Here is a 24,813-nt window from a genome sequence, read left to right on the forward strand (position 1 = left end):
GCCATCGTGACGAGCCGGTTCGCGCAATGGACGCTCGACGTGCACGACAGCCGGAAGATGGCGGCGTTCTGGTCGGCGGCGCTCGGCTACGAGATCGAGCACGACGGCGAGGCGCCGCACCTTTGGCCTCCCGAGGACGCGCCGCCGGGATCGCTCACGGCCTGGCTGCAGTCGACCGACGCTCACTCAGGGTGATTTCGATGCCGGTCGCTGATCGCCGTCGCCGGATCGACCAGGCAGGCGAGTGGGCGGTGGCTGCCACCGAGCGTGATCAGCCTATTTTGCTACAAGTTCCGAAATTGTTCCGTGACGGGCCCGCTGCACAGCCGAAACACGCCATACCTACTGTCCTTAACAGCTGCATAGGCGCCATCCGGCCCCTCTGATCAAAAAAGCTACTTTCGCCGGAAATCCCCCCACTGCGATCAGCGCCTTCGTGTGACAGGAGCCCAGAGTGTCCAACCTCTCCCGACGCGGTGCCCTACGGCTGACCGCCGGCATAGCTCTCAGCTGCACCCTCTCCCTGGCAGGCTGCGGTCGCAGTGATGGCACTGCCGCGACGGGCACCGCCAAGCCCGTCGACCAGTCCCCGGCCACCGGCACCATCAATGTCTGGGCCGCCCAGGGCGATGCCGACGTGCTCGACAAGGTCATCCAGCCCTTCAAGGCCGCGAACCCGGACGTCACCGTGAAGTTCACGCTGATCCCGAACGCCGAGTACTACACCAAGCTCCAGTCGGCGATCGCGGCGGGCAAGGGGCCCGATGTCGCCCAGCTCTTCCCCGAGTCGCAGGCGCAGTTCCTCGATCCGTCGATCCTTCAGCCCGTTCCGGACGGGCTCGTCGACCCGGGCGGTTTCTTCAAGAGCCTCTGGGACGCGGGCGTCGTCAAGAACGTCGCCTACACGGTGCCCTGGTACGCCTACACCTATGCGCTCGTCTACCGCTCCGACCTGGCGGAGAAGGCGGGTGCCAAGGCGCCGGCCACGTGGGACGGCATGGTGCCGTTCCTCAAGGCGCTCCAGGGCGCCGGCGCCGGGCGCGGCCTCGGGGCCGACATCGGCTGGGACATCTTCAACGGCCAGGACGTCGCCATGTACGCCTGGCAGGCGGGCGGCTCGCTGCTCTCCTCCGACGGCAAGTGGACGCTCGACACCCCGGCGATGGTCGACGCGCTCAAGTACAACGCGTCGTTCTTCACCTCGGGCGTCGCCGACACCAGCGGGCCCACGTTCCTCGACTCGCAGCCGTACTTCGTCGACGGCAAGACCGCCTGCATGATCACGGGCCCCTGGGTCATCGGCCAGCTCGACACCGCCGCGAAGAAGGCCGGCTGGACGGCGTCCCACGTCGCGACCGCGCCGCTGCCGGCCGGGCCGTCGGGCAGCGGCTCCTTCTCCGCGGGCGGCAGCTGGGGCGTGCTGGCCACCAGCGGCAACGCGGCCGCGGCGTGGAAGCTCATCCGGTACATCTCGCAACCGGGCACCCAGGTCGCGCAGTACAAGGCGTACAGCTCGCTGCCGGCCGTCATGTCCGCCTGGGAGGACCCGGCGATCAAGGGCCAGCCGCTCCTGGACGCCTTCCTGACCCAGCTGAAGAACACCCGGGCGTTCCCGCAGGTGAGCACCTGGCAGCAGGTCGCGACCCGGCTGGGCAAGGAGATGGAGGCGGTGGCCAAGGGCAAGGGCACCGCCGAAAAGGCCGCCGCGAGCGTCCAGGCGTACGCCGAGAGCCTCGGCACGGGTACGAAGTGATTCCGGCATGACCACCACCGTCGCACGCCATCCCCGGGGCTCCCGTCGAACGGGCGTCGCCTGGCTGTTCCTCGCGCCGTTCACCATCGTGTTCCTGCTCTACACGGCCGTCCCCACCGTCGCCGCGCTCGGGTTCAGCCTCACCGACCTGCGGGGCACCGATCTACGCAATCCGTTCGCCGTCGACTTCACCGGCCTTGAGAACTATCTCCGTCTGTTCCAGGACGAAAGCTTTCTGCGGGACATCCTCAACACCGCGCTCTTCGTGGTGGTCGGCGTGCCGCTGACCATGGGGATCGGATTCGCGCTGGCCTTCGCGCTCAACACCGGCATCAGGCGGCTGCGCGGCATGTTCCGCGTCGTCTTCTTCGCGCCGGTCGTCACGAACATCGTGGCGGTCGCACTGATCTGGCAGTACGCCTTCAACGCCGACGGCACCGTCAACAAGGTGCTCGGCGCCGTCGGTTTCGCCGGACCGAACTGGCTGGACGACCCGAACCTGGCCATGCCCGTGGTCATCCTGCTCGGCGTCTGGCGCAACTTCGGCACCGCGATGGTGCTGTTCCTCGCGGGTCTGCAGGCGGTTCCGCAGGACGTGTACGAGGCCGCCGCCCTCGACGGGGCCGGCCGATGGCGGCAGCTGAGACACATCACCCTGCCGCTGCTGCTGCCCACCACGCTCATGGTGTCGGTGCTGCTGACCGTCTTCTACCTGCAGGTGTTCGACGAGCCGTACCTGCTGACGAACGGCGGCCCGCTGGGCTCCACGGAATCGGTGGCGCTGTACACCTACCACCAGTTCGGGTCCGGGGCGCTCGGGACGTCCTCAGCCGCGTCCTTCGTGATGCTCGTCCTCGTGATGCTGGTGAGCATCGTCCAGTTCCGGCTGCTGAGGCCCCGCGCATGAGCACCATCGCCACGGTGCGGGACACCGAAATGATCAGCGGCCGGGTCGCCGTGCGCCGCCGGTCCGTCACCCAGCCCCTGCTGTACGGCGCGCTGGTGCTGTGCGGGCTGCTCACCATGCTTCCGTTCGTCTGGGTGATCAGCGGCTCGCTGCGCGGCCTCGACGAGATCCGCTCCGACCCCGGCGCCTGGCTACCGCACCAGGTCACCCTCGGCAACTTCACCCGGCTGTTCGCCACCGAGGGCTTCGGCGGGTACATGGCCAACAGCATCGTGGTCGCGATCATGGTGGTGGCCGGCAACGTCGTGGCGGCGTCGGCCGCCGGTTACGCGCTCGCCAAGCTCGACTTCGCGGGCAAGCGGCTCGCCTTCGGCGCCGTCATGGCCGCGATGATGGTGCCGTTCACCGCGGTGTTCGTCACGCAGTTCGTGATCACTGTCGACATGGGCCTGGCGGACACCCTCGCCGGCATCGCGCTGCCCGGCGTGGCGATGCCGATGTCGGTCTTCATCATGCGGCAGTACGCGATGTCGATCCCCGGCGAACTGCTGGAGGCGGCCCGCATCGACGGCGCCGGCGAGTTCCGGATCTTCTTCCGGATCTTCCTGCCGCTGGCCGGCCCCGCTGTCGCGACGATCACGATCATGTCGTTTCTCGCCTCGTGGAACAACTTCATCTGGCCGCTCATCGTCGCTCAGAGCATGTCCAGTTACACGCTGCCGGTCGGTCTCGCCGCCACCAGCCAGGCCGCGTCGCACGTCACCGACTACGGGCTGCTCCTCGCGGGCGCGATCGTCGTGATGCTGCCCGTGCTGGTGCTCTTCCTGTTCCTGCAGCGCTACTTCGTTCAGGGCGTCGCCGGAACGGGAATGCGGTGAGCCGTGTTGGATGATCGGATGGACTCATTCGACGCGCCCGGCGAGCCGGTCACGGTTCACGCTCCCGCGGGCACGATCATCGGCCGTCGCGACGGCCGGGTAAGGCGCTTCCTCGGCATCCCCTACGCCGAAGCACCCACCGGTGACCGGCGGTTCGCCCCGCCGGTCCCACGCGGCCGGCTCCTCGAGCCGTACGACGCGTCCCGGCACGGCGCCACCTCGCAGCGCGTGCCGCTGTTCGCCACGACGACCATCCCGGAGCCGTCGATACCGGGCGACGACGTCCTGAACCTCGGCGTCGTCGCCCCGGCCGCCGAGGACGACCGCGGGCCCTTCCCCGTCATGGTGTGGATCCACGGCGGAGGTTTCCTGGCAGGGAGCCCGGCCAGCCCGTGGTACGACGGCCGCGCCTTCGCCCGCGACGGTGTCGTCAGCGTCACCGTCGGCTACCGGCTGGGCGTGGATGGATTCGCCCCGTTGGACGGCGTTCTCCCGAACCTCGGGCTGCACGACCTGCTGCTCGCCCTGGACTGGGTGCAGGAGAACATCGCCGCTTTCGGCGGCGATCCGGACCGGGTCACCGTCGCCGGTCAGTCGGCCGGAGGCGCGGCGGTGCTCGCGCTGCTGTCCTCACCCGCGGGCCGCGGCCGCTTCCACCGCGCGGTCAGCCTGTCCGGCGGCCTCTTCCACGGAGGCGCGGACGCCGCCCCGGACCTCCTCGAACGGCTCGGGCGCAGGCTCGGCGTGCCGCCGACGCGCACCGGATTCGGCAGCCGTACCGTGGAGCAGATCCAGCGGGCGGTCATCGACCTGCGGGACGAAGGCGGCGGCGGGCTCGTGATCGCGCCGTGCGTCGGCGACGACCTCCTGCCGGTGCCCATCGCCGACGGGCTCGCCGTCCACGGGCGCGACGTGCCCGTGCTGCTCGGCGCGACGGGCGACGAGTTCGACGGCGGCGTCGAGCCGGAGGCGAGAGCCGCCGCCCGCGCGGCGGGCACCCGCTTGACGGACACCCTGTTCCGCTCCGCCTGCACGCGCGTGGCGGCCGCCCGACGCCAGGCCGTCGCCGGCACCTGGCTGTACTCCTTCGAATGGCCGTCTCCCGTGCTCGGCGGTGCCGCGCACTGCGCCGACCTCCCGTTCTTCTTCGACGTGCTCGACGCACCCGGCGTCGCCGAGGCGCTCGGACCGAACCCGCCCGCCGAACTGGCCAGGCTGATGCATGCCGATCTGGCCGGGTTCGTGCGCGGCCAGGATCCGGCCTGGGCGCGGGCGACCGGCGCGCCCGGCGATCCGGCGCGCGAATACGGCCGGCCCGGAGCGGCCCTCGCGGCCGACACGACGGGCGTGTTCGACCCCGTGGTCCGGGCGGTGGAGACGTGCTGATGCCCGGGATGAACCAGAGCGCCGTCCGACGCGTCAACACCTCGGTCACCCTCCGGGCACTGGCCGTGTCGGCCGGGCCGATGACGCTGGCCGAGCTCGCCGAGCAGACCGGACTGTCCCGCCGTACCATCGAGCTCATCCTGGACTCGCTCGTCGAGGCGGGCTGGGTGACCGAGCTGGACCGCGTGCCGACCAGCGGCTACGCCGGGCGCCCCGCCCGCCGCTACGAATTGCGGGCCGAACACGCGCTGCTGGCAGCCGTCTGCATCACCACCTCCGACGTGTCCGCGGTCATCGCCGATGTGCGCGGCCGCATCGTCGGGCGGGCCCACCGGCTGCTGCGCGCCTACCAGGACCCGCGGGCCACGCTCGACGACACGGCGGCGCTGGTGCTGGAGGCGCTCGACGACGCGGGCGGGTCGACGGAGCGGCTGCGCGCCGGTGCGGTCGCCAGCGGTGGCGCGATCGACGACGACGGGGTCGTACGGCGCCTGGTGCACACGACGCGCTGGGAAGGCGTCCACCTGCCCGAACAGCTCAAGCAGCGGATCCGGGTGCCCTGGTTCGCGGACAACGACACCAACCTCGGCGCGCTCGCGGAGCGCTGGCGGGGCGTGGCCGGAGACCACGACAACGTCGTATGGGCGATCCTCGGGAACCGGGCGGGCCTCGGCATCCTCATCCGCGGAGCCGTGCACCGTGGTCTGGACGGGGCCGCGGGTGAGATCGTCGAAGCGCGGTCGATACCGACCGGCTCGATCGAGAACCGCCCGGTGGCCCTGCTGACCTCGCCGGAACCGGCCGAACGGAGCGTCGCGCTCGGCCGCTTCGACGCGGCTCGGGCCGGTGACGCGACGGCGCTGGCGGAGGTCGACGAGTTCGTGGAGAACATCGCCTCGATCCTCACCACCTTGTCGTGGACCATCGCGCCGTCGCTCATCGTGCTCGGCGGCGGCCTGGAAGACGCGGCCGATGTGCTGCTGCCCCGGGTGCGCGCGGCGTTGCGCGACGCTCGTGCCCCCGCGGTCGAGTTGCGCGCCACCGGCCTGGGTCGCGACGCCCCGCTCGTCGGCGCCGTCAAGCTGGCCCTCGACCGGATGGACACCGAACTGTTCGGCCCGCTCACCCCGAGCGCATGATCCGGCACGAGCACCCGCCCTCCCCACTTGGAGTCTCACTGTGACCGACACCCCCTGCACCGATGTCCTCATCGTGGGCAGCGGCATCATGGGATCCGTCGTGGCCCGGCTGCTGCGGGAGGCCGATCCCGCGCTCGACATCACGATGGTCGACGGCGGCAGCGCGATCGGGGAAGCCCCCGGCCTGCACCTGCACGACCTCGACGACCCGGTCCTCTGGTCGCGCTACAACGAACGGGTCGCCACCGGCATCCAGGGCATGTACACGGGTGCCGAGGTGGTGCGCGAGGTCGCGGGCGGCCTCACCGACCTGACGCCGGGCATGTTCCACGCGCTCGCCTTCGGCGAGGACGCCGAGGCGATGCCGGCGACCGCGCTCGCGTGGAACGCGGGCGGCATGGGCGTGCACTGGACCGCCGCGACGCCATGGCCCGCCGGGGACGAGGTGTTCGACTTCGGCGACCCGGACCGCTGGGCGGCTGACCTGGCCACCGCCCGCCGGGTGCTCGCGGTCACGCCGTCCGCGATCGGCCCGACCGAGGTCGGCCGGACGGTGCTCGACGTCCTGCGCCGGCGCTTCGACGGCGTCGGAGCGGGCGACCGGCGACCGCAGCCGATGCCCATGGCCGTCACCGCGACGGCGTCGGGTCCCATGTCGCGCACGGCCCCGGGGACGATCTTTCCCGCGATCGCGGCGGGCGGGGACCCGGGATTCACCCTGACGACCGGCACGCTGGCCACGACGCTGCTCGTCTCCGGCGGGCGGGTCGCCGGGGCCCGGCTGCGCCGCCTCGCCGACGGAGCCGAGTGGGAGCTCCTGGCGGACACCGTGATGGTGTGCGCCGACGCGCTGCGGACTCCGCAGTTGCTGTTCGCCTCGGGCATCCGGCCCGCCGCACTGGGCCGCTACCTCAACGAGCACGCGTTCATCACCGCCCGAGTGCTTCTCGACCTCGACCGGTTCGGCATCGGCCTCGACGCCCTGCCCCTGCCGCGGCCCGGCGAGTTCAGCACGGACTCGCTCTGGCTGCCCCAGAACGGCGCGGCACAGCCGTTCCACGGCCAGGTCATGAACCGCACGTACGTGGACGAAGACGGCCACCCTCTCGCGTACTCCGTGGGCCTGGCGCTGTACGTCCCCGTCGAGTCCCGCCCCGAGAACCGGCTCGTGTTCTCGGAGACCCAGACCGACCTCGCCGGAATGCCGCGGATCACCGTCGAGTACGGCTACTCCGACGCCGACCGCACGCTGATCGGCCGCGCGCTCGACGAGGTCAGGTCGATCGCCGAGGAGTTCGGCCCGTTCGACCCCGCGACCGAGCGCGCGCTGCTGCCGCCCGGATCGTCGCTGCACCAGACCGGCACGGTGCGGGCCGGACTGGCCGACGACGGCACCAGCGTGTGCGACCCGGATGGCCGGGTGTGGGGCTTCGACAACCTGTACGTTGCGGGCAACGGTGTGATCCCCACCGCGATGGCCGCCAATGTCACCCTGACCGGCGCGGTTACCGCTGTACGGGCCGCTCGCGCCGTCGCAGAACGACACGCGGCGCCGGCCGCGCACCGAGAGGAAGCACGATCGTGATCGACATCGCCAAGGAATTCCGCGTGGCGCTGCCCGCGTGGATCGACGACGAACTGGCCGCCGTGCCCGCCCTCATCCCCGACCGCGACGAGCGGATGCGCCTCGTGCACCGCCTCGCCGACCGCAACTGGCGCGAGGGCAACGGCGGCCCGTTCGCCGCACTCGTCGCCGAGCCGGACTCCGGCCGGATCGTCTCGGTCGGCGTGAACGTCGTGCTCGTCTCCGGCGTCTCCAGCGCGCACGCCGAGGTCGTCGCGCTCGGACTCGCCCAGAAAACGGCAGGCGGCTGGGACCTCGGCGGCGACGGGCTGCCCGCCCACGAACTGGTCGTCAACTGGCGCCCGTGCATTCAGTGTTACGGCGCGGCCATGTGGTCCGGGGTACGCGGCCTCGTGGTCGCCGGCGAGGGCCCGGAACTGGAGGAGATCACCACGTTCGACGAGGGCCCGCTCGGCGCGGACTGGGCCGAGCAGTTCGAGGCACGCGGCATCCAGGTCACCCGGGACGTGCTCCGGGACGAGGCGCTCGCCGTGTTCCGCGACTACCGCAAGGCCGTCGACACCGGCGGCGTCACCGTGTACAACGCCCGCGGAGGCACCGAATGACTCCGAACGACACCACCGAACCCCGCTTCGCCACCGACATCATCACCTTCTATCACCCCAGGTTCTGGGGACTCGACTCCGCCGACGCCTTCCGCGACTGGGCCGTGAAGAACCCTGACCGGTTCTGGGAGCGGGTGCTGGACGCGCTGGCCGAGGCGGGTGTCAGCGGCATCGAGCTGACCTTCGCGCCCGGCGACATCGACTCGGCCCTGCGGGCCTTCGGCGACGCGCCGTCCTTCCGCCGCGAACTCCAGTCCCGGGGCCTCTTCGTCGTGAGCGCCTTCATGGCCGCGAGCGCGGCACCCGACTGGCGGAACGGCGAGAGCCTGCCCGCGATCGTCGCCGACGCCGAGCGGTACGCCGCCTTCCTCGCCGACGTGGGCGCGGAACTCCTGGTCGCCGGGCTGCCCATGCGGAAGACGTTCGGGACGCGCCCGCCCTTCTTCGTCGACGCCGCGTACATGACCCGGATGGCCGACATCGCCCACGTGGTCGGCGAGGCCGTCACTCAGCACGGTGTGAAGCTCGCCTTCCACACGGAGTCCAACAGCACCCTCTGGTACGAGAGGGACATCGACCTGTTCATGGCGTTGACCGATCCGCGCTATGTGTGGCTTTGCCCAGACTCCTGCCACATCGCGCTCGGGGGAGGCGACCCCGTCGCCGTCGCGCGCCGCCACGCCCAGCGCATCGCGCTCGCGCACTGGAAGGACGCGGTCAAGCCCATCGACGTCGAACTCACCATCGACGAAACCGTCTTCGCCCAGCAGCAGCCGTACATGACCGAGCTGGGCACGGGCATCGTGGACTGGCGAGGGTGGGCGGAGGCGATGTCCCGCACGCCCGGCGCCGGCATCGTGCTCATCGAGCTGGACGAGGCGGCTGACCCCGTCGCCGCGCTCCAGGCAGGGACGGCCGTCGTGCGGAAGGCCCGGGCATGAGCGACTTCACCGTCCCGGCGGTCGACATATCCCCTTACGTACAGGGAGGGTCGGAAGCGGAACGCCGCAGGGTCGCACAGGAGATCGACGATGCCTGCGCCGGCGTCGGCTTCATCCAGATCCTGGGCCACGCGGTCCCGGACGCGGCGATCTCCGGCCTGGCCTCCGCGATGGACGCCTTCTTCGCTCTCCCTCTTGAGACGAAGAGGACCTACTGCGTCACGGGCGCCAACCGCGGCTACAGCCCGCCCAAGAGCGAATCCCTGAGCCTGAGCCTCGGCGTCGAGTCGGCCAACCGCATGAACGACTTCTTCGAGGCATTCAACGTCGGCGTGGAGGCCCGCTCCTTCACCTCGCTGGAGCTGTCCGAGGAGGATTACGGGATCAACGTGTGGCCCGGCATCGACGGTTTCACCGAGGACGTCCAGGCCTACTTCGACCACGCCGGCCGGGTCGCGCGCACTCTCACCCGGATCTTCGCCGACGCCCTCAGCCTGGATCCCGAGTTCTTCGCCCGGCTCACCGACCACTCCATCGACGTGCTGCGCATGAACAACTACGCCCTGCCGGAAGGGACGATCACCCTCGACGGCGACCTCACCGGGATGGGGGAGCACACCGACTTCGGGATCGTCACCGTCCTGTGGGCCGACCAGGTCGCGGGCCTCCAGGTCCTCAGCCGGGACGAACGCTGGCACGACGTCGCGCCGGCCGACGGCGCCCTGCTGGTCAACCTCGGCGACCTCACGGCCCGGCTCACCAATGACCGATGGATGTCGACCCTGCACCGCGTCAAGCCACCCATCGTGGACGGCACGATCAAGCGCCGCCGCTCGGCCGCCTTCTTCCACGACGGCAACCCCGAGGCTGTCGTCGAGACGCTGGCCAGTCACCATGACGCCTCCGGGCTGGCCTACGAACCGATCACCGTCCGGGACCACATCAAGGCCAAGCTGGCCGGATCACGGCAGGGCAAGAAGAACCTCGCCGCCGTCCGCGAGGCCGCACGCGTCCTGGCCGCCGCGACTCATTCCTCGGAGCCTTCACCTCCTCAAGGGTGAGGTCCTCGCCGCCGGCCCGATGCCCAGGATCGCGCGGGTCTTGACCGTGCCTTCCGGAATGCCCAGGAGACCGGCGACCTCCTTGCTGGTGAGGCCGTCGAGGTCTCCTGCGGCGCGTCGTCCACGGCGTCCGCGTCGGCCGCGATGAGCTCGGCGTTGCTTTGCGCGGTGACGTCCGGGGCCGCACGCCGCTTGACATAACCCTTTCTGTCAAACAGGCACCAACCCGGTGATCTCGGCCAGTTCCTCGGCGGTCGGTTCCCAGTCGCCGGCGGCCGCGTTGGCCCGGACCTGCTCCGGGGCGGTCGCGCCGGCGATCACCGATGCGCAGCCGGGCAGCGCGGCCAGCGCGCCCATGGCCACGTCCAGGAGGGACCGGTCGTGCTTTTCGGCCCAGGACGTCAGCGTCTCCACCCGCTCCAGCTTCTCCGGCGTGACGAGGTGGGGACGCTCCGCGAGCCGGCTCCCGGCCGGCGGCTCCTGCCCGCGTCGCACCTTGCCCGTCAACAGCCCATGGGCCAGCGGGAAGTACGGCAGCACGCCGACCCCGTAGTGCAGGGCCGCCGGCACCACCTCGCGTTCGGCGCCACGGTCCAGCAACGACCAGTGGTTCTGCGCCGACACGAACGGTACGCCTCCTCTCGCGCGGGCCACGTGCGCGGCCTCGGCGATCTGCCAGCCGGCGAAGTTGGAGCTGCCGATGTAGCGCACCTTGCCCTCACGCACCAGCTCGGTCAGGGCATCCAGCGTCTCCTCTATCGGGGTGACGCCGTCGGGGAAGTGGTACTGGTAGAGGTCGATGTAGTCGGTACGCAGGCGGCGCAGCGACCCCTCCACCGCGCGCCGGATGTACGACCGGCCGCCCAGCGTTCCGCACGCCGCACCCTGGTCGCCGGGTCTGCCGAACTTGGTGGCCAGCACCACCTGGTCCCGCCGGCCGGCCAGCACCTCGCCGAGGATCTCCTCGGAGGCGCCGTGCACCGCGCCGTACGCCTCGGCGGTGTCGAAGAGCGTCACGCCCTCCTCGATCGCCGCGTCCACCACCTGCCTGGTACGGGTCACGTCGATCCGCGAGCCGATGTTGTTGCAGCCCAGGCCGACCACCGACACCCGCAGGCCGGAATCGCCCAAGGTCCTGTAACGCATGATCCCAAGTCACCCTTCGCTCGGACGGTCCGCCGGAGCAGCGCCCCAGGTGACCGGCAGACGGTCCACCCCGTACACCGCCATGCGGTCGCGGGTCGGCACCTCGGCCGCCGGAACGGCCAGGCGCAGGTCGGGAAAGCGCTCGAAGAGCGCGGTCAGCGCGATGCGGAGCTCGGCCCGTGCGAGATGCTGGCCGAGACACTGGTGGATGCCGTGCCCGAACGCCAGGTGCCCGGTCGCGGAGCGGGCCACGTCCAGGGTGTCGGGGTCGGGGAAACGTTCCGGATCCCGGTTCGCGACCGGCAGCGCCAGCACCACGGTCTCGCCGGCCGCGATGACCTGGCCGCCGATCTCGACGTCGGCCAGCGCGGTGCGGCGTACGTCGAACTGGAGGATCGACAGGTACCGCAGGAGCTCCTCGACGGCCGGTCCGGCGAGCTCCGGGTCCGCGGCCAGGCGGGCCCGCTGGGCCGGGTCGGTCAGCAGCACGAACGTCGCGAGCGCGAGCATGCTCGACGTGGGCAGATGGCCGGTGGCCAGCAGCACCATCCCGAGGTTGGTGAGTTCGTCGTCGCTCAGGTCGCCGGTCGCCACGGCGTGAGCCAGCAGCCCGTCGTCCGGCGGGCCGGATCCGGCGCGCAGACGCTTGAGGAGGCCGCGTACCGTCTCCGTGATCGACATCACGGCCTCGGCGGTCTGTCCCGGTGTGGAGTCCAGGTCGTTCATCACTCCTGTGGCCGCCTGGATCACGTGCCGGTCCCGCGCCGGGACGCCGAGCAGCTCGCAGATGACGAGCGCCGGAATCGGTACGGCGAACGACGCGACGAGGTCGGCGGGCGGCCCGTCGGCCGCCATCGCGTCGAGCGTCTGCGCGGTGTACCGCCGGATCGCGGGCGTCAGCTCGGCGACGCGACGAGACCCGAAGTGGCGGCTCAGCAGGCGGCGGTACCGGGTGTGTTCGGGCGGGTCCATGTGGGGGAAGATCCCCGGCTCCGCGGGTGTCGGCCGCTGGTGCGCGCGCTCGCGGCCGACCGGCTGGTGCAGCAGCTCGCGCCGCGTGCTGAAGCGTGGGTCCGCCAGGATGGCGCGGGTGACGGCGTACCCGGTCGCCACCCAGCCCACGTGCCCGTCGGGATAGGCGAGCCGGCTGAGCGGGGCTCGTTTCCGCAGCTCGACGGGCGGGTCGAAGGGATTGGGCCGGTCGGTCTCCAACGGTTGGGCCTTCCGACCATCACTCATCCGGCAACCTCCCACCTGCGTGCCCGGCACGCCGTTGATCATCGGCGCTGATGATTATGCATGGTGAGTCCGAAAAATGACACCACTAGTCATTTATGGATCATCCGATTAGCATCGGCGCTGACCAACCGGACATACATCTGTCAACACTCACGTTGCGAACCGCCGTGAGTATCGCCGGTGTCAGTGCGACCCGGCAGCTCTCTCAGCAGTCTCTTTCTCTCCTCCAGCAGAGGTGTTAATGGCGTATGTGGATGCGCAGGTCGCGGTTGTCGGTGCGGGACCGGTGGGGCTCATGCTCGCGTGCGAGGTTGCCCTCCACGGCGTTCCGGTGGTGGTGCTCGAACGACTGCCCGCGATCGAATGGCGCCCGAAGGCCGAGGGCATCACCGGACGGGCCATCGACATCATGGACCGTCGCGGTCTCATGGTCGGGGTCACCGAGGCTCCCACCGCACCGCTGACGTCCGAGCAGCAGGAGCGCATCGCCGCAGGTGAGCGGCGGCCGGACAGCCTGCTCCCCAAGGCGTTCCCCGGCGCGCGGCATTTCGCCACCATGTTCCTGCTCCGCCCGGAGTCCCCCGACCTGCTGGTGCCCCAGCAGCTCCTGGAGGAGGACCTGGCGCGGCGCGCGGCGGACCTGGGCGTCGAGGTACGGCGCGGCCACACGGTCACCGGTTTCGTCCAGGACGACGACCGGGTGCGTCTCGACGTCGACGGACCGGACGGGCCGTACCGGATGGAGGCCGAATGGCTCGCTGGCTGCGACGGCGGCCGGAGCGTGGTCAGGAAGCTGTCGGGCATCGCCTTTCCTGGGACGGACGGCGTCACGGCCGGATACCGGGCCTTCGCCGAGATCGACGACCCCGAATTCCATCTCCCCGGCTGGTTCCGCAAGGACGGCGGGCTCCTGGTGTACGAGGAGGGACCGCCCCGGTTCATCACGCTGGAGTTCGACGGCCCGCCGGCGAACCGGGACGCCCCCATCACGCTCGAGGAGTTCCAGGAGTCGCTGCGCCGGCTCAGCGGCACCAAGGTGACGGTCACCGAGATCAAGAAGATCACCCGGTTCACCGACAACGCGCGGCAGGCCGAGACGTACCGCAGCGGGCGGGTGCTGCTCGTCGGCGACGCGGCTCACGTCCACTCGCACTGGAGCGGCCCGGGACTGCGGCTCGGGCTGGGAGACGCCCTCAACGTCGGCTGGAAGCTCGCCGCGGTCGCGCGCGGCTGGTGCCCTGAGGACCTGCTCGACACCTACACCTCCGAGCGGCACCCGATCGGCGAGCAGACGCTGGAGGTCCAGCGGGCCTCGATCGCGTTGATGCGCCCCGGCCCGTACGTCGACGCGTTGCGCCGGCTGCTCACGGAGCTGCTGCTCCGCGACGAGGCGAACCGGCAGCTCACCTCCCTGGTCGACGACCTGCACATCAGCTACGACATGGGCGACCCGTCGCTGACCGGTCCGCTGGTCGGGCGCTACAGCCCGGATCTGCGGCTGCGGTGCGCCGACGGCCCCGTACGGCTCGCGGAGCTGCAACGCACCGGGCGGGCGCTGCTGCTCGACCTCGGCGCCGGCCCCGAGCTGCGCGCACTCGCCGAACCCTGGGCCGACCGGGTCGACGTGGTCACGGCCGAATGCGCCGAGGCCCCGGCGGACGCCCTGCTGATCCGGCCGGACGGCTTCGTCGCCTGGAGCACGCCCGCCGACCCGGCGTCGTTGAGGGGCGCCCTCACCCGATGGTTCGGCCCGACCGGACAGGAGGCTCGGAATGAGTGATCCCAAGCTGACAACGCTGCCCGTGTCGGCACCGCTCGACGAGGCGATCGACGTGGTCGAGCGCGACGGAGCGGTGATCATCGAGGATTTCATCGACGCCGGCACGCTGCGCGGCCTGTGGGACGACCTGGGCCCGGACCTGGAACGCCAGGCGGACGGTGACGGTCGGCTGGTCGGCGAGAAGACCCGGATCCTGCCGGGCCTGATACGCCGGAGCCGGCACTCGATCGCGATCATGCGGCAGCCGCACCTCCTGGGCAGCGCGCGGCACTTCCTGCAGCGCCCGGTGAAAGCCTGGCTCGGCGAGCAGCGCGTGGAGCTGATCCCGACGATCCAGCTGGGCATATCGCGGGCGATCCAGATCAGGCCCGGCGTGCCGATGCAGGGGCTGCACCGGGACGACACGGCCCACCTGCGTACCCACCCGGGCCCGGAGAGCCGGGTGCAGGTCATGGTCGCCGCGAGCGAGTTCACCGCGCGTAACGGCGCCACCCGCGTGATCCCGGGGAGCCACCTGTGGGACGACGAGCGGGCGCCCCGCGACGACGAGGCGGTCCCCGCCGAGATGCGGCCCGGTGCCGCGTTGCTGTGGCTCGGCAGCACCTACCACGGCGCCGGCGTCAACGCCTCCGACGCGCCGCGCACCGGCCTGTCGTACGCCTACGACCTCGGCAACCTTCGCCAGGAGGAGAACCACTACCTGTCCCTGCCGCTGGACACGGTCCGCGGCTACCCCGAGGACATCCAGCGGCTCCTCGGCTATGAGGCCTGCCCTCCCATGTGCGGGCTGTACGAGCTGAGCGATCCGATGCTGCTGCTCCGCGACGGGCCGGAGAACCCCGCCGCGATGGCCGACCCCCGGTGAGGCCCGACGGCCTTTCGCACCGCTGAAGGAGGACGGATGCGCACACCCGACATCTACCTGCGCAGTATCGGCGTCCATCTGCCGCCCGTGGTCAGCATCGAGACAGCCGTCGCCGAGGGCCGCTACCCGGCCGACGAGATGGAGTACTTCCGCCTCGGCGGTGCGGCGGTGGCCGGCGACGTACCGGCGCCGGAGCTCGCGCTCCGCGCGGCCCGGCACGCGTTCGAGCGCTCCGGCGGAATGACACCGCGCGACCTGGACCTCATGCTGTACGCCGACGTCTGGCACCAGGGGCCGGAGGGCTGGCAGCCGCAGTACTACCTGCAGCAGCACCTCATCGGCGGCGACGTCCTGTCCGTCGAGCTGCGGCATGGATGCTGCGGGCTGTTCAGCGCCCTGCAGCTCGCCGCCGGCTACCTGCGGCCGGGCGGCAGCGCGCTGCTGGTCGGCGCCGACAACCACGGCACCCCGCTGGTCGACCGGTGGCGCATGATCGAGGGCAACGTGATGGGCGACGCCGGGTGCGCGCTGCTGCTCACTACCGACACGGGCTTCGCGGAGCTGCGGTCGGTCAACGTGACCGTGCTCCCGGAGGCCGAGTCGGTCAACGACGGCGGCGTGCCGATGTTCCCGCCGGACGCGACCGTCGGCCGGCCGCTCGACTTCGCCGCCCGCAACCGCGAGTTCCGCAAGCGACTCTTCGCCCGCGACGGTGCCGGGGTCATGCTGGCGATCCAGACGACGCTGATGGGGCTGATCGACCGCACGCTCAAGGAGGCGGGGATCACCCTCGACGAGGTGGCGCGCGTGGCCTTCCCCCACGGCCGCTGGGACGACCTGGAGCACCGGGGGGTGAACTGGTTCGGGCTGACCTTGGCCGACACCACCTGGGACTACGGGGCGCGCATCGGGCACCTCGGGGTCAGCGACCAGTTCGTCGCCCTCGACCACCTGCTGTCCGTCGGTGCGCTGGCCCGCGGCGACTACATGCTGCTCGTCGGGCTGGGCGCCGGCACCACCATGGCCTGCGCCGTCCTGCGGATCCTGGACGTCCCCCAGGAGTACGCCTCCGGCGGTCCCGGCTGAGCAGGCGCGCGCATCGACGATCGAGTTCGACGAGCCCGGGAGGCGGCATGGAGACGGCGGACATGTACATCAGCGGGGTCGGGTCGTACCTCCCCGCCACGGTGAGCGTGGAGCACGCCGTGGCGGCGGGATGGTATCCGGCCGAGGAGGTCGAGCTGCACCGGCTCGCCGCGGTCGCGGTGGCCGGTGACGTCCCGCCGCCGGAGATGGCGTTACGGGCGGCGCGGAGCGCGGTGGCCCGCAGCGGGCGTTCCCCCACCGAGCTGGACCTGCTGCTGTACGTCTCGACCTGGCACCAGGGCCCGGAGGGCTGGCCACCCCAGTCGTACGTGCAGCGCCATCTGGTCGGCGACGGCGTCCTGTCCACCCAGCTCAAGCAGGGCTGCAACGGCATGTTCGCCGCCATGGAGCTGGCCGCGAGCTACCTGCGCGCGGCGCCCGGCCGCCAGGCGGCGCTGCTGGTCGCCGCCGACAACTACGGCACCCCGCTCGTCGACCGGTGGCGGATGCTGCCCGGGGCCGTCGCCGGTGACGCGGGCAGCGCCCTCGTGCTCGACACCGAGCCGGGGTTCGCCCGGCTGGCGTCGGTCTGCACGATGTCGGTGTCGGAGGCCGAGGAGATGCACCGCTGCGCCGAGCCGTTGTTCCCGCCCGGCGTCACCGAGGGCCGCACGGTGGACTTCGCGGCGCACAACGACGTGTTCCGGCGGCGCGCGGTCGTCGAGGGCGACGGGACCGGGGTACTCGTGACGCTGGACGACCGGATGGCCGAGGTGATCGACCGTGCCCTGTCGGAGGCCGGGATCAAGGCCGATGACGTGGCCCGGGTGGCGTGCATGAACACCTCCCAGGAGATCGCCGACCAGATCTGCGAGCACCGGCTGGGCATTCCGGCGTCCCGGTCGGTCTGGGACTTCGGCCGGACGATCGGCCACTGCGGGGCGAGCGACCAGATCCTCGCGCTGGAGCAGCTGGTCCGCGACGGCGCCCTGAAACCCGGAGACCACCTGCTGATGTTCGGCTTCGGGCCAGGCGTGACGATCTCGGGCGCCGTCGTGGAGATTCTCGAGTCGCCCGTATGGGCGCGGGTACGGGGAGGTGACGTGTGATGGACCGACCGGTCGAGACGATCGCGCTGATCGGGATCGGCTGCCGCCTGCCTGGCGGCGTCGGCTCGGCGGAGGAGTACTGGAACCTGCTGTGCGAGGGACGGGACGCCAGCGGACCGGCGCCCGCCGACCGCTGGCGGGACTACGCCGACCGCGGCCCGTCGTACGCGGCGGCGGTACGCCGCACCCTCTCGCGCGGCAGCTTCCTGGACGGGGTGGCCGACTTCGACGCGGAGTTCTTCGGGCTCTCGCCGCGCGAGGCGGAGCTGATGGACCCGCAGCAGCGTCTCGTGATGGAGACCGCGTGGGAGGCGCTGGAGCACGCCGGTGTGTCGCCGGACGTGCTGGCCGGCACGGACGCGGGCGTGTACGTGGGCGTCTGCACCGGCGACTACGGGCATCGGCTGCTGGAGGACCTGCCCGACATCGAGGCGTGGACCGGGATCGGCGCCGCCGGCTGCGCGGTGGCCAACCGCGTGTCGTACGCGCTCGACCTGCGCGGCCCGAGCCTGGCGGTGGACACGGCGTGCTCGGCGTCGCTGGTCGCCGTGCACCTGGCCATGCAGGCCCTGCGGGCCGGCGAGACCGACGTGGCGCTGGCCGGCGGGGTCAACCTCATCCTGTCGCCCGGCGAGACGCTCACCCTGGACGCCGCCGGCACCCTGGCCCCGGACGGGCGGAGCAAGTCGTTCGACGCCGCCGCCGACGGGTACGGGCGGGGCGAGGGCGCCGTGGTCGTGGTGCTCAAGCGGCTCGCCGACGCCGTACGCGACGGGGACCGGGTCCTCGCGACCGTCCGCGGCAGCGCGGTCAACCAGGACGGCCGCACCGCGGGCATCATGGCGCCGTGCGGCCAGGCGCAGGAGCACGTCATGCGCCGCGCGCTGCGGCAGGCGGGCGTCGAGCCGGGCACGGTCGGCTACGTCGAGGCGCACGGCACCGGCACCGCGGTCGGCGACCCCCTCGAAGCCGGCGCGCTGAGCGCCGTGTACGGGGCGGGCCGGCCACTGGAGCAGCCGTGCCTGATCGGCTCGGCCAAGTCCAACATCGGTCACCTCGAGGGCGCCGCCGGCATCGCCGGCCTGGTCAAGGCCGTCCTGGCGCTCGAACGCGGCGAGATCCCGCCGAGCCGGCTCGACACGCCCACCCCGGCCGTCGACTGGCAGGGCGCCGGGCTGCGGGTGGTCGACGCGCCGACGCCGTGGCCCGGCTCCGACCATCCGCGCCGGGCCGCGGTCTCCGCCTTCGGCTACGGCGGCACAGTCGCCCACGTCGTCCTCGAGGAGGCGCCGCCGGCACGGCCGTCCGCCGAAGGGACCGCGGGCCGGCTGTACCCGGTGTCCGCCGCGTCGCGGGCGGCGCTGCGGCAGGCCGCCGGCAACCTCGCCGAGGTCGCCGGTCACCTGCCGGCGGCCGACGTCGGACACACGCTCGCGCTGCGCCGGGCCCACCTGCCGCACCGGGCGGTGGTGGCGGCGGAGAATCCGGCCGCGCTGGCCGAGCGGCTGCGCGCCCTGTCGGCTGGCACCCCGCACGACGCCGTGACCACCGGGCGGGTGCTCATCGATCCCGGTCCCGGCCCCGTGTTCGTGTTCTCCGGGCACGGCTCGCAGTGGGCCGGCATGGGCCGGGAACTGCTGGAGACCGAGCCGGCGTTCGCCGCGGTGATCGACGAGCTGGAGCCGGTGTTCGCCACCGAGATCGGCTTCTCGCCGCGGAAGGTGCTCACCGAGGACGAGCTGACCGAGGTGGACCGGATCCAGACCATGATCTTCGCGATGCAGCTCGGCCTCGTCGAGCTGTGGCGTGAGCACGGGGTGCGGCCGCACGCGGTCATCGGCCATTCGGTCGGCGAGATCGCCGCAGCCGTGACGGCCGGGGCGCTGAGCCGCCTCGACGGAGCCCGGCTGATCTGCCGGCGGTCCCTGCTGCTGCGGCAGGTGGCCGGTCGCGGCGCCATGGCCATGGTGCAGCTGCCGTTCGCCGAGGCGGCGCGGCTGCTGGGAGACCGTACGGACGTGGTCGCCGCGATCGCGTCGTCGCCTGGCTCGACGGTCGTCTCCGGCGATCCGGACGCCGTCGCCGAGGTGCTGGCCGGCTGGCTCGAGGAGGGGATCCCGGCCCGCCGGGTCGCCTCGGACGTGGCCTTCCACGGGCCGCAGATGGATCCGCTGCTGGCCGACCTGACCGCCGCCGCGGCCGACCTCACGGCCGGCGCCCCCGGCATCCGCGTCTACTCGACGGCGCTGGACGATCCACGGGCGAGTCATGACTTCGCCGGCACGTACTGGGCGGCCAACCTGCGCCGGCCGGTGCGCCTGGCCGACGCCGTCGCGGCGGCCGCGGACGACGGATACCGCGCGTTCGTCGAGATCTCCCCGCACCCGGTGGTCACCCACTCGGTGCTGGAGACGCTGGGCGCGGGCGGGCACGACGAGGTCTTCGTCGGCGCGTCGTTGCGGCGGAACCGTCCCCCGCGGGTCACCCTGGCGGCCGGCGTGGCCGCGGCACACTGCGCCGGCCTCGATGTGGACTGGCATCGGCTGCAGCCGGCCGGTGGCCCGGTCGTGCTCCCCTCCTACCCCTGGCAGCACCGCAGGCACTGGCGTGCGCCGTCGGCCCCGGACACCGCCGGCCGCGGCCACGATCCGGACACGCACACGCTGCTCGGCGACGGCATCGAGCTCGCGGGCACCGACGTACGGCTCTGGCGGACCGGCGTGGACGACCAGACGCGGCCCTATCCCGGCAGCCACGCCATCGAGGGCGTGGAGATCGTGCCGGCCGCGGTGCTCGCGGCGACCTTCTTCGCCGCCTCCGGGGGCCAGACGCTCGGCGAGGTGACGATGTCGGCGCCGCTGCTGACCGCCGACCGCCGCGAGGTCCAGGTCGTGCGGCAGGGGACCGAGCTGCGGCTGGCCGCCCGTGCCGCGGGCGAACCGGACGCCGCCTGGCAGCTGATCGCCACCGCCGCGGTGCCCGCCACGCCGGGCGAGGCGCCCGCGCCACCGGCGCAGCCGCTCACGCCGGCGGATCCGGGCCTGGTCCACCAGCGACTCGCCGCGGTCGGCGTACCGGAGACCGGGTTCGACTGGACGGTCGAGGAGCTGCTGCGCGGCCACGGCGCGCTGCGTGCCCGGGTACGGTGCGGGCCGTCCGCCACATGGGCGCCCGTCCTGGACGCGGCGATGTCGGTGGCGCCGAGCGCGTTCCCCGGTGACCCGCTGCTTCGCATGGTGACGCACGTCGATCGGCTGGTCACGGTCGCGGAGCCGCCGAGCACGGTGGACATCGAGGTGTGGCTCGACCCCGAGCGCGGCGACACGGTGCAGGTACGGCTGAGCGACGGCGCCGGCGCCGTCGTCGGCTGGCTGTCGGGACTGCGGTACCCGGTGATCGACGTGCCGGCCGCCGCGGAGAACGGCGCCGAAGGCGTGCGGCCCGCCGAATCGATCGCCGACCTGGAACCGGCGGAACTGCGCGCGTTCCTGCTCGAAGAGGTCGGCGCGCAGATCGCCAAGGAGATGCGGCTGGCCCCCACCGACCTGTCGCCACACCGGCCGCTGGTCGAGCAGGGGCTGGACTCGGTGCTGACGGTGGTGGTCCGGCGGCGGCTGGAGAAACGGTTCCGGTGCTCGCTGCCGACGACCCTGCTGTGGCGGCAGCCGACCGTCGCCGCGGTCTCCGACTACATCGCCGGGCTGGTGTCCGCCTCGGGCGGCAACGGGAGCGCCGATGCGGGGTGAGGGCGGCTCGGGCGCTCCAGGGCGATCACGGCGGGAACGCGGTCCGGTCTGGCAGCGCGGAGCATGCCGTACCCGATGCCGGCGAGTCCGGTCATCAGGCCCGGCACCTGGACCCCGCTCACCGTGCCGCACGCCCACTCCTGGCGGGCGGCGGAGGCGTGCGCCAGGCCGACGGCCTCCGCGCGCAGCTCCGGATCCTTTCTCAAGGTGGCCGCCTGCAGGAGCAGTTCGAGGTTCCCGAAGTCGCCGTGGCACAGGCACTGGCTGCGTCCGAAGCCGTGCGCCCTGGTGAGCGTCAGTGCCGCTTCGACCTCAGCCTGCGCGAGTGGCCCGGTCAGCCATCGGGAGGCCAGCACCCGGCTGAGGCCGATGCCCATCGCGCCGTAGCACCAGAACGTGGTGGGCGGTGCGTCGGCGGGAATGTCCAGTCCGGAATGGTCGCGCAGCTCCGCGAAGGTTCCCGTGCCGGGGTCGAAGCTTTCCTGCTCGTAGCGGATGGCTTCGATGCCCGCGCGTACGTAGGCGTCCTCCGAGAGCAGCTCGCCGGCTTGCCCCAGCGCCCAGCCCATGCCGCCCGTGCCGTGGGAGAAGCCCGAGATGGGGCGGTCCGCATGGCCTCGAAGGGAGTCGGAGAACCAGCTCGGCCCGGTACGGCTGTTCAACAGGTGCCGGGCCGCCTTGTCCATGACCTCGAGCGCGCGCCGCTCCCCGGCCAGGGCGTGCAGACTGGGGAGACAGGCGAGCACGCCCGCGCTGCCCCCGACGATGTCGTACTCGCGGTCGGCCTCGATCGCGGCGCCCAGCGGCCCGAGCAGGCTCGTCGCCTGGCCGAGCAGGCGGTCGTCCCGCCACAGGGCGGCGAGGTGGCTGAGGGCGTACACGAAGCCGCCGTACCCGATCATCCCGAGATCCTGGCCCAGCAGGCCGCGCCTGACCTGCCCCAGAGCGGTCTCCACGGCGGCGCGCGCCAGCTCGGTGTGCCGGTCGTCGCCGCTCAGCGCGCCGAGGTGGGCCAGGAACAGGGCGATGCCGCTCAGCCCGTGGAACAGATCGGGCCGCAACCTCCCGAGCGACCACTGGCCGTCGGTGGTGGCGTTGACGCCGAACCACTGCGCGCCGCCTTCCGCCGTGATCGCGAGCTCGCGGAGGTGTTCGCCGATGCGCACGGCGGCACTCACGAGGGCGTCAGGCTCTCCCGCGGCCGGTTCGAGCCGGTAGGACGGCATGACCTGGAGACTGTGGTTGCTCGCCGCGGCCAGGCCGATGGTGCCGTGCACCAGCCAGCGCTGCCTGGCGTAGTCCTCGGGCCCGAGCGTACGCAGGCGTTCGAGCACCGCGTCCATCGCGGGCCGCAACGAGATTCCGCGTACCGGCTCGTCGTCCCCGGCCAGCAGCGCGTCGCCGTCGGTGACGGCGCTGAAGTACGGCACGTCGTTGTTCCAGAGGTCGCGACGCTCGGCGGCGATGCACGGGTCGAGCGCGGGCAGGTACGGCGACTCCCGCCACAGCGCGTCGAAGTGCCGGTCACGGTCGGAGCCGTCGCTCAGCAGCGTCGGGTGGAAGGCGGTGCGCAGGATGGCCTCGTACAGGATGGTCGGCCGGACGATCACCCTGACCCGGTCGCCTCGGAACATCTCCAGCACGCCCGCGAGCGCCTCCCGCTCGCGTTCGCAGATCCGGTACGCCTCGGTGAACCCGTCGAGCACGTCCTCGCGGAACTCGTTCAGGTCGAGCGGGGCGTCCGGCGTGACGGGCCGGTGGTCGGGCGTCTCCATCGGCTTGTGCGCCAGCTCGATGCGCATGGTGTCCTTGCCCAGGTCCACCAGGAACGGAACGGGCATCGGGGTGTTCAGGTTCGTGGGGTGGCCCATGCCGGACACGTCGACCAGCGTGCCGTCCTCGGCCGTCCAGGCCGGTTGCGGCAGCAGTCCGACGGCCAGCACGGAGCCGATGGTGAGCTGACCCATGGCGTGCTCGACCGCCGTCACCCTGGTGTCGCGCAGCGGCAGCTCAGGGGCGAGCAGCGACTCCAGGTCCACCAGCACCGGCTGGTCACCGGCGGCGATCAGGTTCTCCGCGTGGAAGTCGGTGGCCCGCAGCAGGTGCAGCAGGGCGAGGAGGAAACCCTGCCGGTGGTAGAAATCGCGCAGCGCCTCGCGGCCCGCGCACGGCTCCGGCCGCACGTACTCCACCCAGCCGTACTCCTCGCGGTCCAGCACCTTGAGGGTCCGCAGCGGACGGGTGGCGCCGTGGTCGTTGAACCAGCGGACCAGCTCCTGGAAGTGCGCGTCCACGGCGAGCGGCCGCGGCTTGTACATGATCTGGAGGCCGTCCTGGAAGCGCAGCCTGCACACGGTGAACCCGCCCCTGTGCCGGTCACCGAGACCGCTGTGCAGCTCGGCCGGCGGGCTCGTCACGCCGAGGGCGTCCGCGTCGGCCACCAGCCGCTCGGCCAGCAGCGCGCTGGTGTGCACCCAGTTCCGCACGGCGACGGCGAGCTGGCGGACGAGCACCGGATACCGCTCCAGCAGCCGCGCCCGGCCCTCGGCGTGCTCGTGAGCGGCCAGGAACCGGCGGAACCGCTCCTCGCTGCCGCCCTCTCCCAGCGCGCCCGCATCGCGGGCCGCCCGCAGCTCCACCACGGCGGTACGGGCCACGAGGCGATGCAGGAGCTCCGTCAGCGGCCCGAACGCCTGCTCCAGGAACACCCCGTCCCCGAACAGCGGGCTGCCGAGCCCGTCGAGCCGTGCGCGCAGCAGCTCGCGGCCGTGCCGCGGCAGCGGTGCCACCAGCGTCGAGAGCAGGTTTATCCGGGTCAGCTCCCAGTCCGCGCCGGTGCCGCCGTCGAGGAGGAAGCCGCTGTCGTGGACGATGTCCATCCACTCCGGCTGCTCACCGGTGTCGGCGGGACCCGCCAGCAGGGCGAGCAGGCGATCCTCGTCCAGGCCGTCGGCCGCCAGCCGCCGTTGCCAGAGCCCGGGCGTGTCGAACGGCTTGGCGGACCGCCACCGGGCCAGCCGTTCCCCGGCGTCCTCTCCCGGCGGGCCGGGGGAGGGGGCCTGGAGGCGCTCCGCCAGCGGGGCCGCACGCAAAGGGGCGGGTACGCCCGCGAGGGCGTACCCGGAAAGATCAGGCACAGCAGGACACCGTTCCGGAGCAGATCCGCGTGACCGCGCTGATGGTGGCACTGGCACGGTCCTCGCTGAGCGTGTTCACCTTGAACGCCTGGTCCAGCTCCAGAGCGGGGTCGCCGGCGAATCCGGCATACGACTGGTTCATGACTACCTCCCGATATCTCTCCGTGGGGTCGACCGCCCTCGCCGCGAGCGCGGGACGGCGCCACCGTTGACCTTCGCCAGGAAACCAGCCGCGCCTGTCGGCCGGCTGTCGGCTTTCTGTCGCGGTGTCTCCCGGCCGTATCACGGCCCCCGGAGTCCACCTCGCCGTCGCGTCGCGCGCCTTCACCTCGGACAAGGTGTCGCCGGGCTGACCGCCTCGTCCGCGGCCGCAGGTTACGGATGTGTTGCGGACTCTTGACGTGTGTCTTCCGGGCTGCATAGATATGACTGCGCAGACATGACTGCGCA

Annotated in this window: 19 protein-coding genes and 1 pseudogene; 15 read left to right on the forward strand and 5 right to left on the reverse strand. The window is 72.1% G+C overall.

Features of this window, described 5'->3' with window-relative positions; translation table 11 throughout:
• Positions 1-6 precede the first annotated feature (6 nt).
• The 10 genes from ACIBI9_RS33090 to ACIBI9_RS33135 all read left to right on the forward strand — a co-directional run bounded on the left by ACIBI9_RS33090 (position 7) and on the right by ACIBI9_RS33135 (position 10,255).
• On the forward strand, positions 7-195 hold the full coding sequence (locus ACIBI9_RS33090) for a VOC family protein (RefSeq protein WP_397227730.1): 189 nt from the start codon (positions 7-9) through the stop codon (positions 193-195).
• Positions 196-454: 259 nt separating this feature from the next.
• The gene (locus ACIBI9_RS33095; RefSeq protein ID WP_397227732.1) at positions 455-1,753 is read left to right on the forward strand and encodes an extracellular solute-binding protein; all 1,299 of its coding nucleotides are present in this window, start codon (positions 455-457) and stop codon (positions 1,751-1,753) included.
• 7 nt (positions 1,754-1,760) lie between these two features.
• Positions 1,761-2,660: a carbohydrate ABC transporter permease gene (locus ACIBI9_RS33100; protein ID WP_397227734.1), complete on the forward strand. Its 900-nt coding sequence runs from the start codon at positions 1,761-1,763 to the stop codon at positions 2,658-2,660.
• Complete coding sequence (locus tag ACIBI9_RS33105) at positions 2,657-3,538, forward strand: carbohydrate ABC transporter permease (RefSeq protein ID WP_397227736.1); 882 nt, start codon at positions 2,657-2,659, stop codon at positions 3,536-3,538. The genes ACIBI9_RS33100 and ACIBI9_RS33105 overlap by 4 nt, the downstream gene beginning before the upstream one ends.
• Before the next feature lie 18 nt (positions 3,539-3,556).
• Positions 3,557-4,924 carry a carboxylesterase family protein gene (locus ACIBI9_RS33110; RefSeq protein ID WP_397227738.1) on the forward strand — a complete coding sequence of 456 codons (1,368 nt, stop codon included), beginning with the start codon at positions 3,557-3,559 and terminating at the stop codon, positions 4,922-4,924.
• On the forward strand, positions 4,924-6,063 hold the full coding sequence (locus ACIBI9_RS33115; protein WP_397227740.1) for an ROK family protein: 1,140 nt from the start codon (positions 4,924-4,926) through the stop codon (positions 6,061-6,063). Before ACIBI9_RS33110 ends, ACIBI9_RS33115 begins: the two co-directional genes overlap by 1 nt.
• A 40-nt stretch (positions 6,064-6,103) precedes the next feature.
• A complete protein-coding gene (locus ACIBI9_RS33120; protein WP_397227742.1) occupies positions 6,104-7,648 on the forward strand; it encodes a GMC oxidoreductase in 1,545 nt (514 codons plus the stop codon).
• Positions 7,645-8,253, forward strand: coding sequence for a hypothetical protein (locus tag ACIBI9_RS33125; protein ID WP_397227744.1), 609 nt, complete (start codon positions 7,645-7,647; stop codon positions 8,251-8,253). The genes ACIBI9_RS33120 and ACIBI9_RS33125 overlap by 4 nt, the downstream gene beginning before the upstream one ends.
• A complete protein-coding gene (locus ACIBI9_RS33130) occupies positions 8,250-9,194 on the forward strand; it encodes a sugar phosphate isomerase/epimerase family protein (RefSeq protein WP_397227746.1) in 945 nt (314 codons plus the stop codon). The genes ACIBI9_RS33125 and ACIBI9_RS33130 overlap by 4 nt, the downstream gene beginning before the upstream one ends.
• Positions 9,191-10,255: an isopenicillin N synthase family dioxygenase gene (locus ACIBI9_RS33135; RefSeq protein ID WP_397227748.1), complete on the forward strand. Its 1,065-nt coding sequence runs from the start codon at positions 9,191-9,193 to the stop codon at positions 10,253-10,255. Before ACIBI9_RS33130 ends, ACIBI9_RS33135 begins: the two co-directional genes overlap by 4 nt.
• Here ACIBI9_RS33135 and ACIBI9_RS33140 read toward each other — a convergent pair.
• The 3 genes and pseudogenes from ACIBI9_RS33140 to ACIBI9_RS33150 all read right to left on the reverse strand — a co-directional run.
• Positions 10,238-10,351, reverse strand: a pseudogene (locus ACIBI9_RS33140) (hypothetical protein); the annotation flags it as partial. The gene ACIBI9_RS33135 and the pseudogene ACIBI9_RS33140 sit on opposite strands and share 18 nt — an antisense overlap.
• 114 nt (positions 10,352-10,465) lie before the next feature.
• On the reverse strand, positions 10,466-11,401 hold the full coding sequence (locus ACIBI9_RS33145) for an aldo/keto reductase (RefSeq protein WP_397227750.1): 936 nt from the start codon (positions 11,399-11,401) through the stop codon (positions 10,466-10,468).
• Positions 11,402-11,410: 9 nt separating this feature from the next.
• The gene (locus ACIBI9_RS33150) at positions 11,411-12,640 is read right to left on the reverse strand and encodes a cytochrome P450 (protein WP_397227752.1); all 1,230 of its coding nucleotides are present in this window, start codon (positions 12,638-12,640) and stop codon (positions 11,411-11,413) included.
• A gap of 241 nt (positions 12,641-12,881) precedes the next feature.
• Between ACIBI9_RS33150 and ACIBI9_RS33155 the strand changes: the two genes are divergently transcribed.
• From ACIBI9_RS33155 to ACIBI9_RS33175, 5 genes are read left to right on the forward strand one after another with little or no spacing between them, the layout of a single operon-like run.
• The gene (locus ACIBI9_RS33155; RefSeq protein ID WP_397227754.1) at positions 12,882-14,420 is read left to right on the forward strand and encodes an FAD-dependent monooxygenase; all 1,539 of its coding nucleotides are present in this window, start codon (positions 12,882-12,884) and stop codon (positions 14,418-14,420) included.
• The gene (locus tag ACIBI9_RS33160) at positions 14,413-15,285 is read left to right on the forward strand and encodes a phytanoyl-CoA dioxygenase family protein (RefSeq protein ID WP_397227756.1); all 873 of its coding nucleotides are present in this window, start codon (positions 14,413-14,415) and stop codon (positions 15,283-15,285) included. Before ACIBI9_RS33155 ends, ACIBI9_RS33160 begins: the two co-directional genes overlap by 8 nt.
• A 36-nt stretch (positions 15,286-15,321) precedes the next feature.
• Positions 15,322-16,371 (forward strand): ketoacyl-ACP synthase III family protein, encoded by a 1,050-nt coding sequence (locus ACIBI9_RS33165; RefSeq protein ID WP_397227758.1) that lies wholly within the window; start codon positions 15,322-15,324, stop codon positions 16,369-16,371.
• Between the two features lie 47 nt (positions 16,372-16,418).
• A complete protein-coding gene (locus ACIBI9_RS33170; RefSeq protein WP_397227760.1) occupies positions 16,419-17,480 on the forward strand; it encodes a ketoacyl-ACP synthase III family protein in 1,062 nt (353 codons plus the stop codon).
• Positions 17,480-21,226 (forward strand): type I polyketide synthase, encoded by a 3,747-nt coding sequence (locus ACIBI9_RS33175; RefSeq protein ID WP_397227762.1) that lies wholly within the window; start codon positions 17,480-17,482, stop codon positions 21,224-21,226. The genes ACIBI9_RS33170 and ACIBI9_RS33175 overlap by 1 nt, the downstream gene beginning before the upstream one ends.
• Here ACIBI9_RS33175 and ACIBI9_RS33180 read toward each other — a convergent pair.
• The gene (locus tag ACIBI9_RS33180) at positions 21,169-24,363 is read right to left on the reverse strand and encodes a type 2 lanthipeptide synthetase LanM family protein (RefSeq protein ID WP_397227764.1); all 3,195 of its coding nucleotides are present in this window, start codon (positions 24,361-24,363) and stop codon (positions 21,169-21,171) included. The two genes, ACIBI9_RS33175 and ACIBI9_RS33180, sit on opposite strands and share 58 nt — an antisense overlap.
• Positions 24,356-24,505, reverse strand: a complete 150-nt coding sequence (locus ACIBI9_RS33185; RefSeq protein ID WP_319719248.1) for a hypothetical protein — start codon at positions 24,503-24,505, stop codon at positions 24,356-24,358. The genes ACIBI9_RS33180 and ACIBI9_RS33185 overlap by 8 nt, the downstream gene beginning before the upstream one ends.
• Positions 24,506-24,813 lie beyond the last annotated feature (308 nt).

The sequence above is a fragment of the Nonomuraea sp. NPDC050451 genome (assembly GCF_044458585.1).

Excerpts from the sequence above, each read along its gene's own strand:
- ACIBI9_RS33100 (WP_397227734.1), top strand. The coding sequence starts at position 1,761 with ATGACCACCACCGTCGCACGCCATCCCCGGGGCTCCCGTCGAACGGGC.
- ACIBI9_RS33105 (WP_397227736.1), top strand. The coding sequence starts at position 2,657 with ATGAGCACCATCGCCACGGTGCGGGACACCGAAATGATCAGCGGCCGG.
- ACIBI9_RS33110 (WP_397227738.1), top strand. The coding sequence starts at position 3,557 with ATGGACTCATTCGACGCGCCCGGCGAGCCGGTCACGGTTCACGCTCCC.
- ACIBI9_RS33115 (WP_397227740.1), top strand. The coding sequence starts at position 4,924 with ATGCCCGGGATGAACCAGAGCGCCGTCCGACGCGTCAACACCTCGGTC.
- ACIBI9_RS33130 (WP_397227746.1), top strand. The coding sequence starts at position 8,250 with ATGACTCCGAACGACACCACCGAACCCCGCTTCGCCACCGACATCATC.
- ACIBI9_RS33135 (WP_397227748.1), top strand. The coding sequence starts at position 9,191 with ATGAGCGACTTCACCGTCCCGGCGGTCGACATATCCCCTTACGTACAG.
- ACIBI9_RS33145 (WP_397227750.1), bottom strand. The coding sequence starts at position 11,401 with ATGCGTTACAGGACCTTGGGCGATTCCGGCCTGCGGGTGTCGGTGGTC.
- ACIBI9_RS33150 (WP_397227752.1), bottom strand. The coding sequence starts at position 12,640 with ATGAGTGATGGTCGGAAGGCCCAACCGTTGGAGACCGACCGGCCCAAT.
- ACIBI9_RS33155 (WP_397227754.1), top strand. The coding sequence starts at position 12,882 with ATGGCGTATGTGGATGCGCAGGTCGCGGTTGTCGGTGCGGGACCGGTG.
- ACIBI9_RS33160 (WP_397227756.1), top strand. The coding sequence starts at position 14,413 with ATGAGTGATCCCAAGCTGACAACGCTGCCCGTGTCGGCACCGCTCGAC.
- ACIBI9_RS33165 (WP_397227758.1), top strand. The coding sequence starts at position 15,322 with ATGCGCACACCCGACATCTACCTGCGCAGTATCGGCGTCCATCTGCCG.
- ACIBI9_RS33170 (WP_397227760.1), top strand. The coding sequence starts at position 16,419 with ATGGAGACGGCGGACATGTACATCAGCGGGGTCGGGTCGTACCTCCCC.
- ACIBI9_RS33175 (WP_397227762.1), top strand. The coding sequence starts at position 17,480 with ATGGACCGACCGGTCGAGACGATCGCGCTGATCGGGATCGGCTGCCGC.
- ACIBI9_RS33185 (WP_319719248.1), bottom strand. The coding sequence starts at position 24,505 with ATGAACCAGTCGTATGCCGGATTCGCCGGCGACCCCGCTCTGGAGCTG.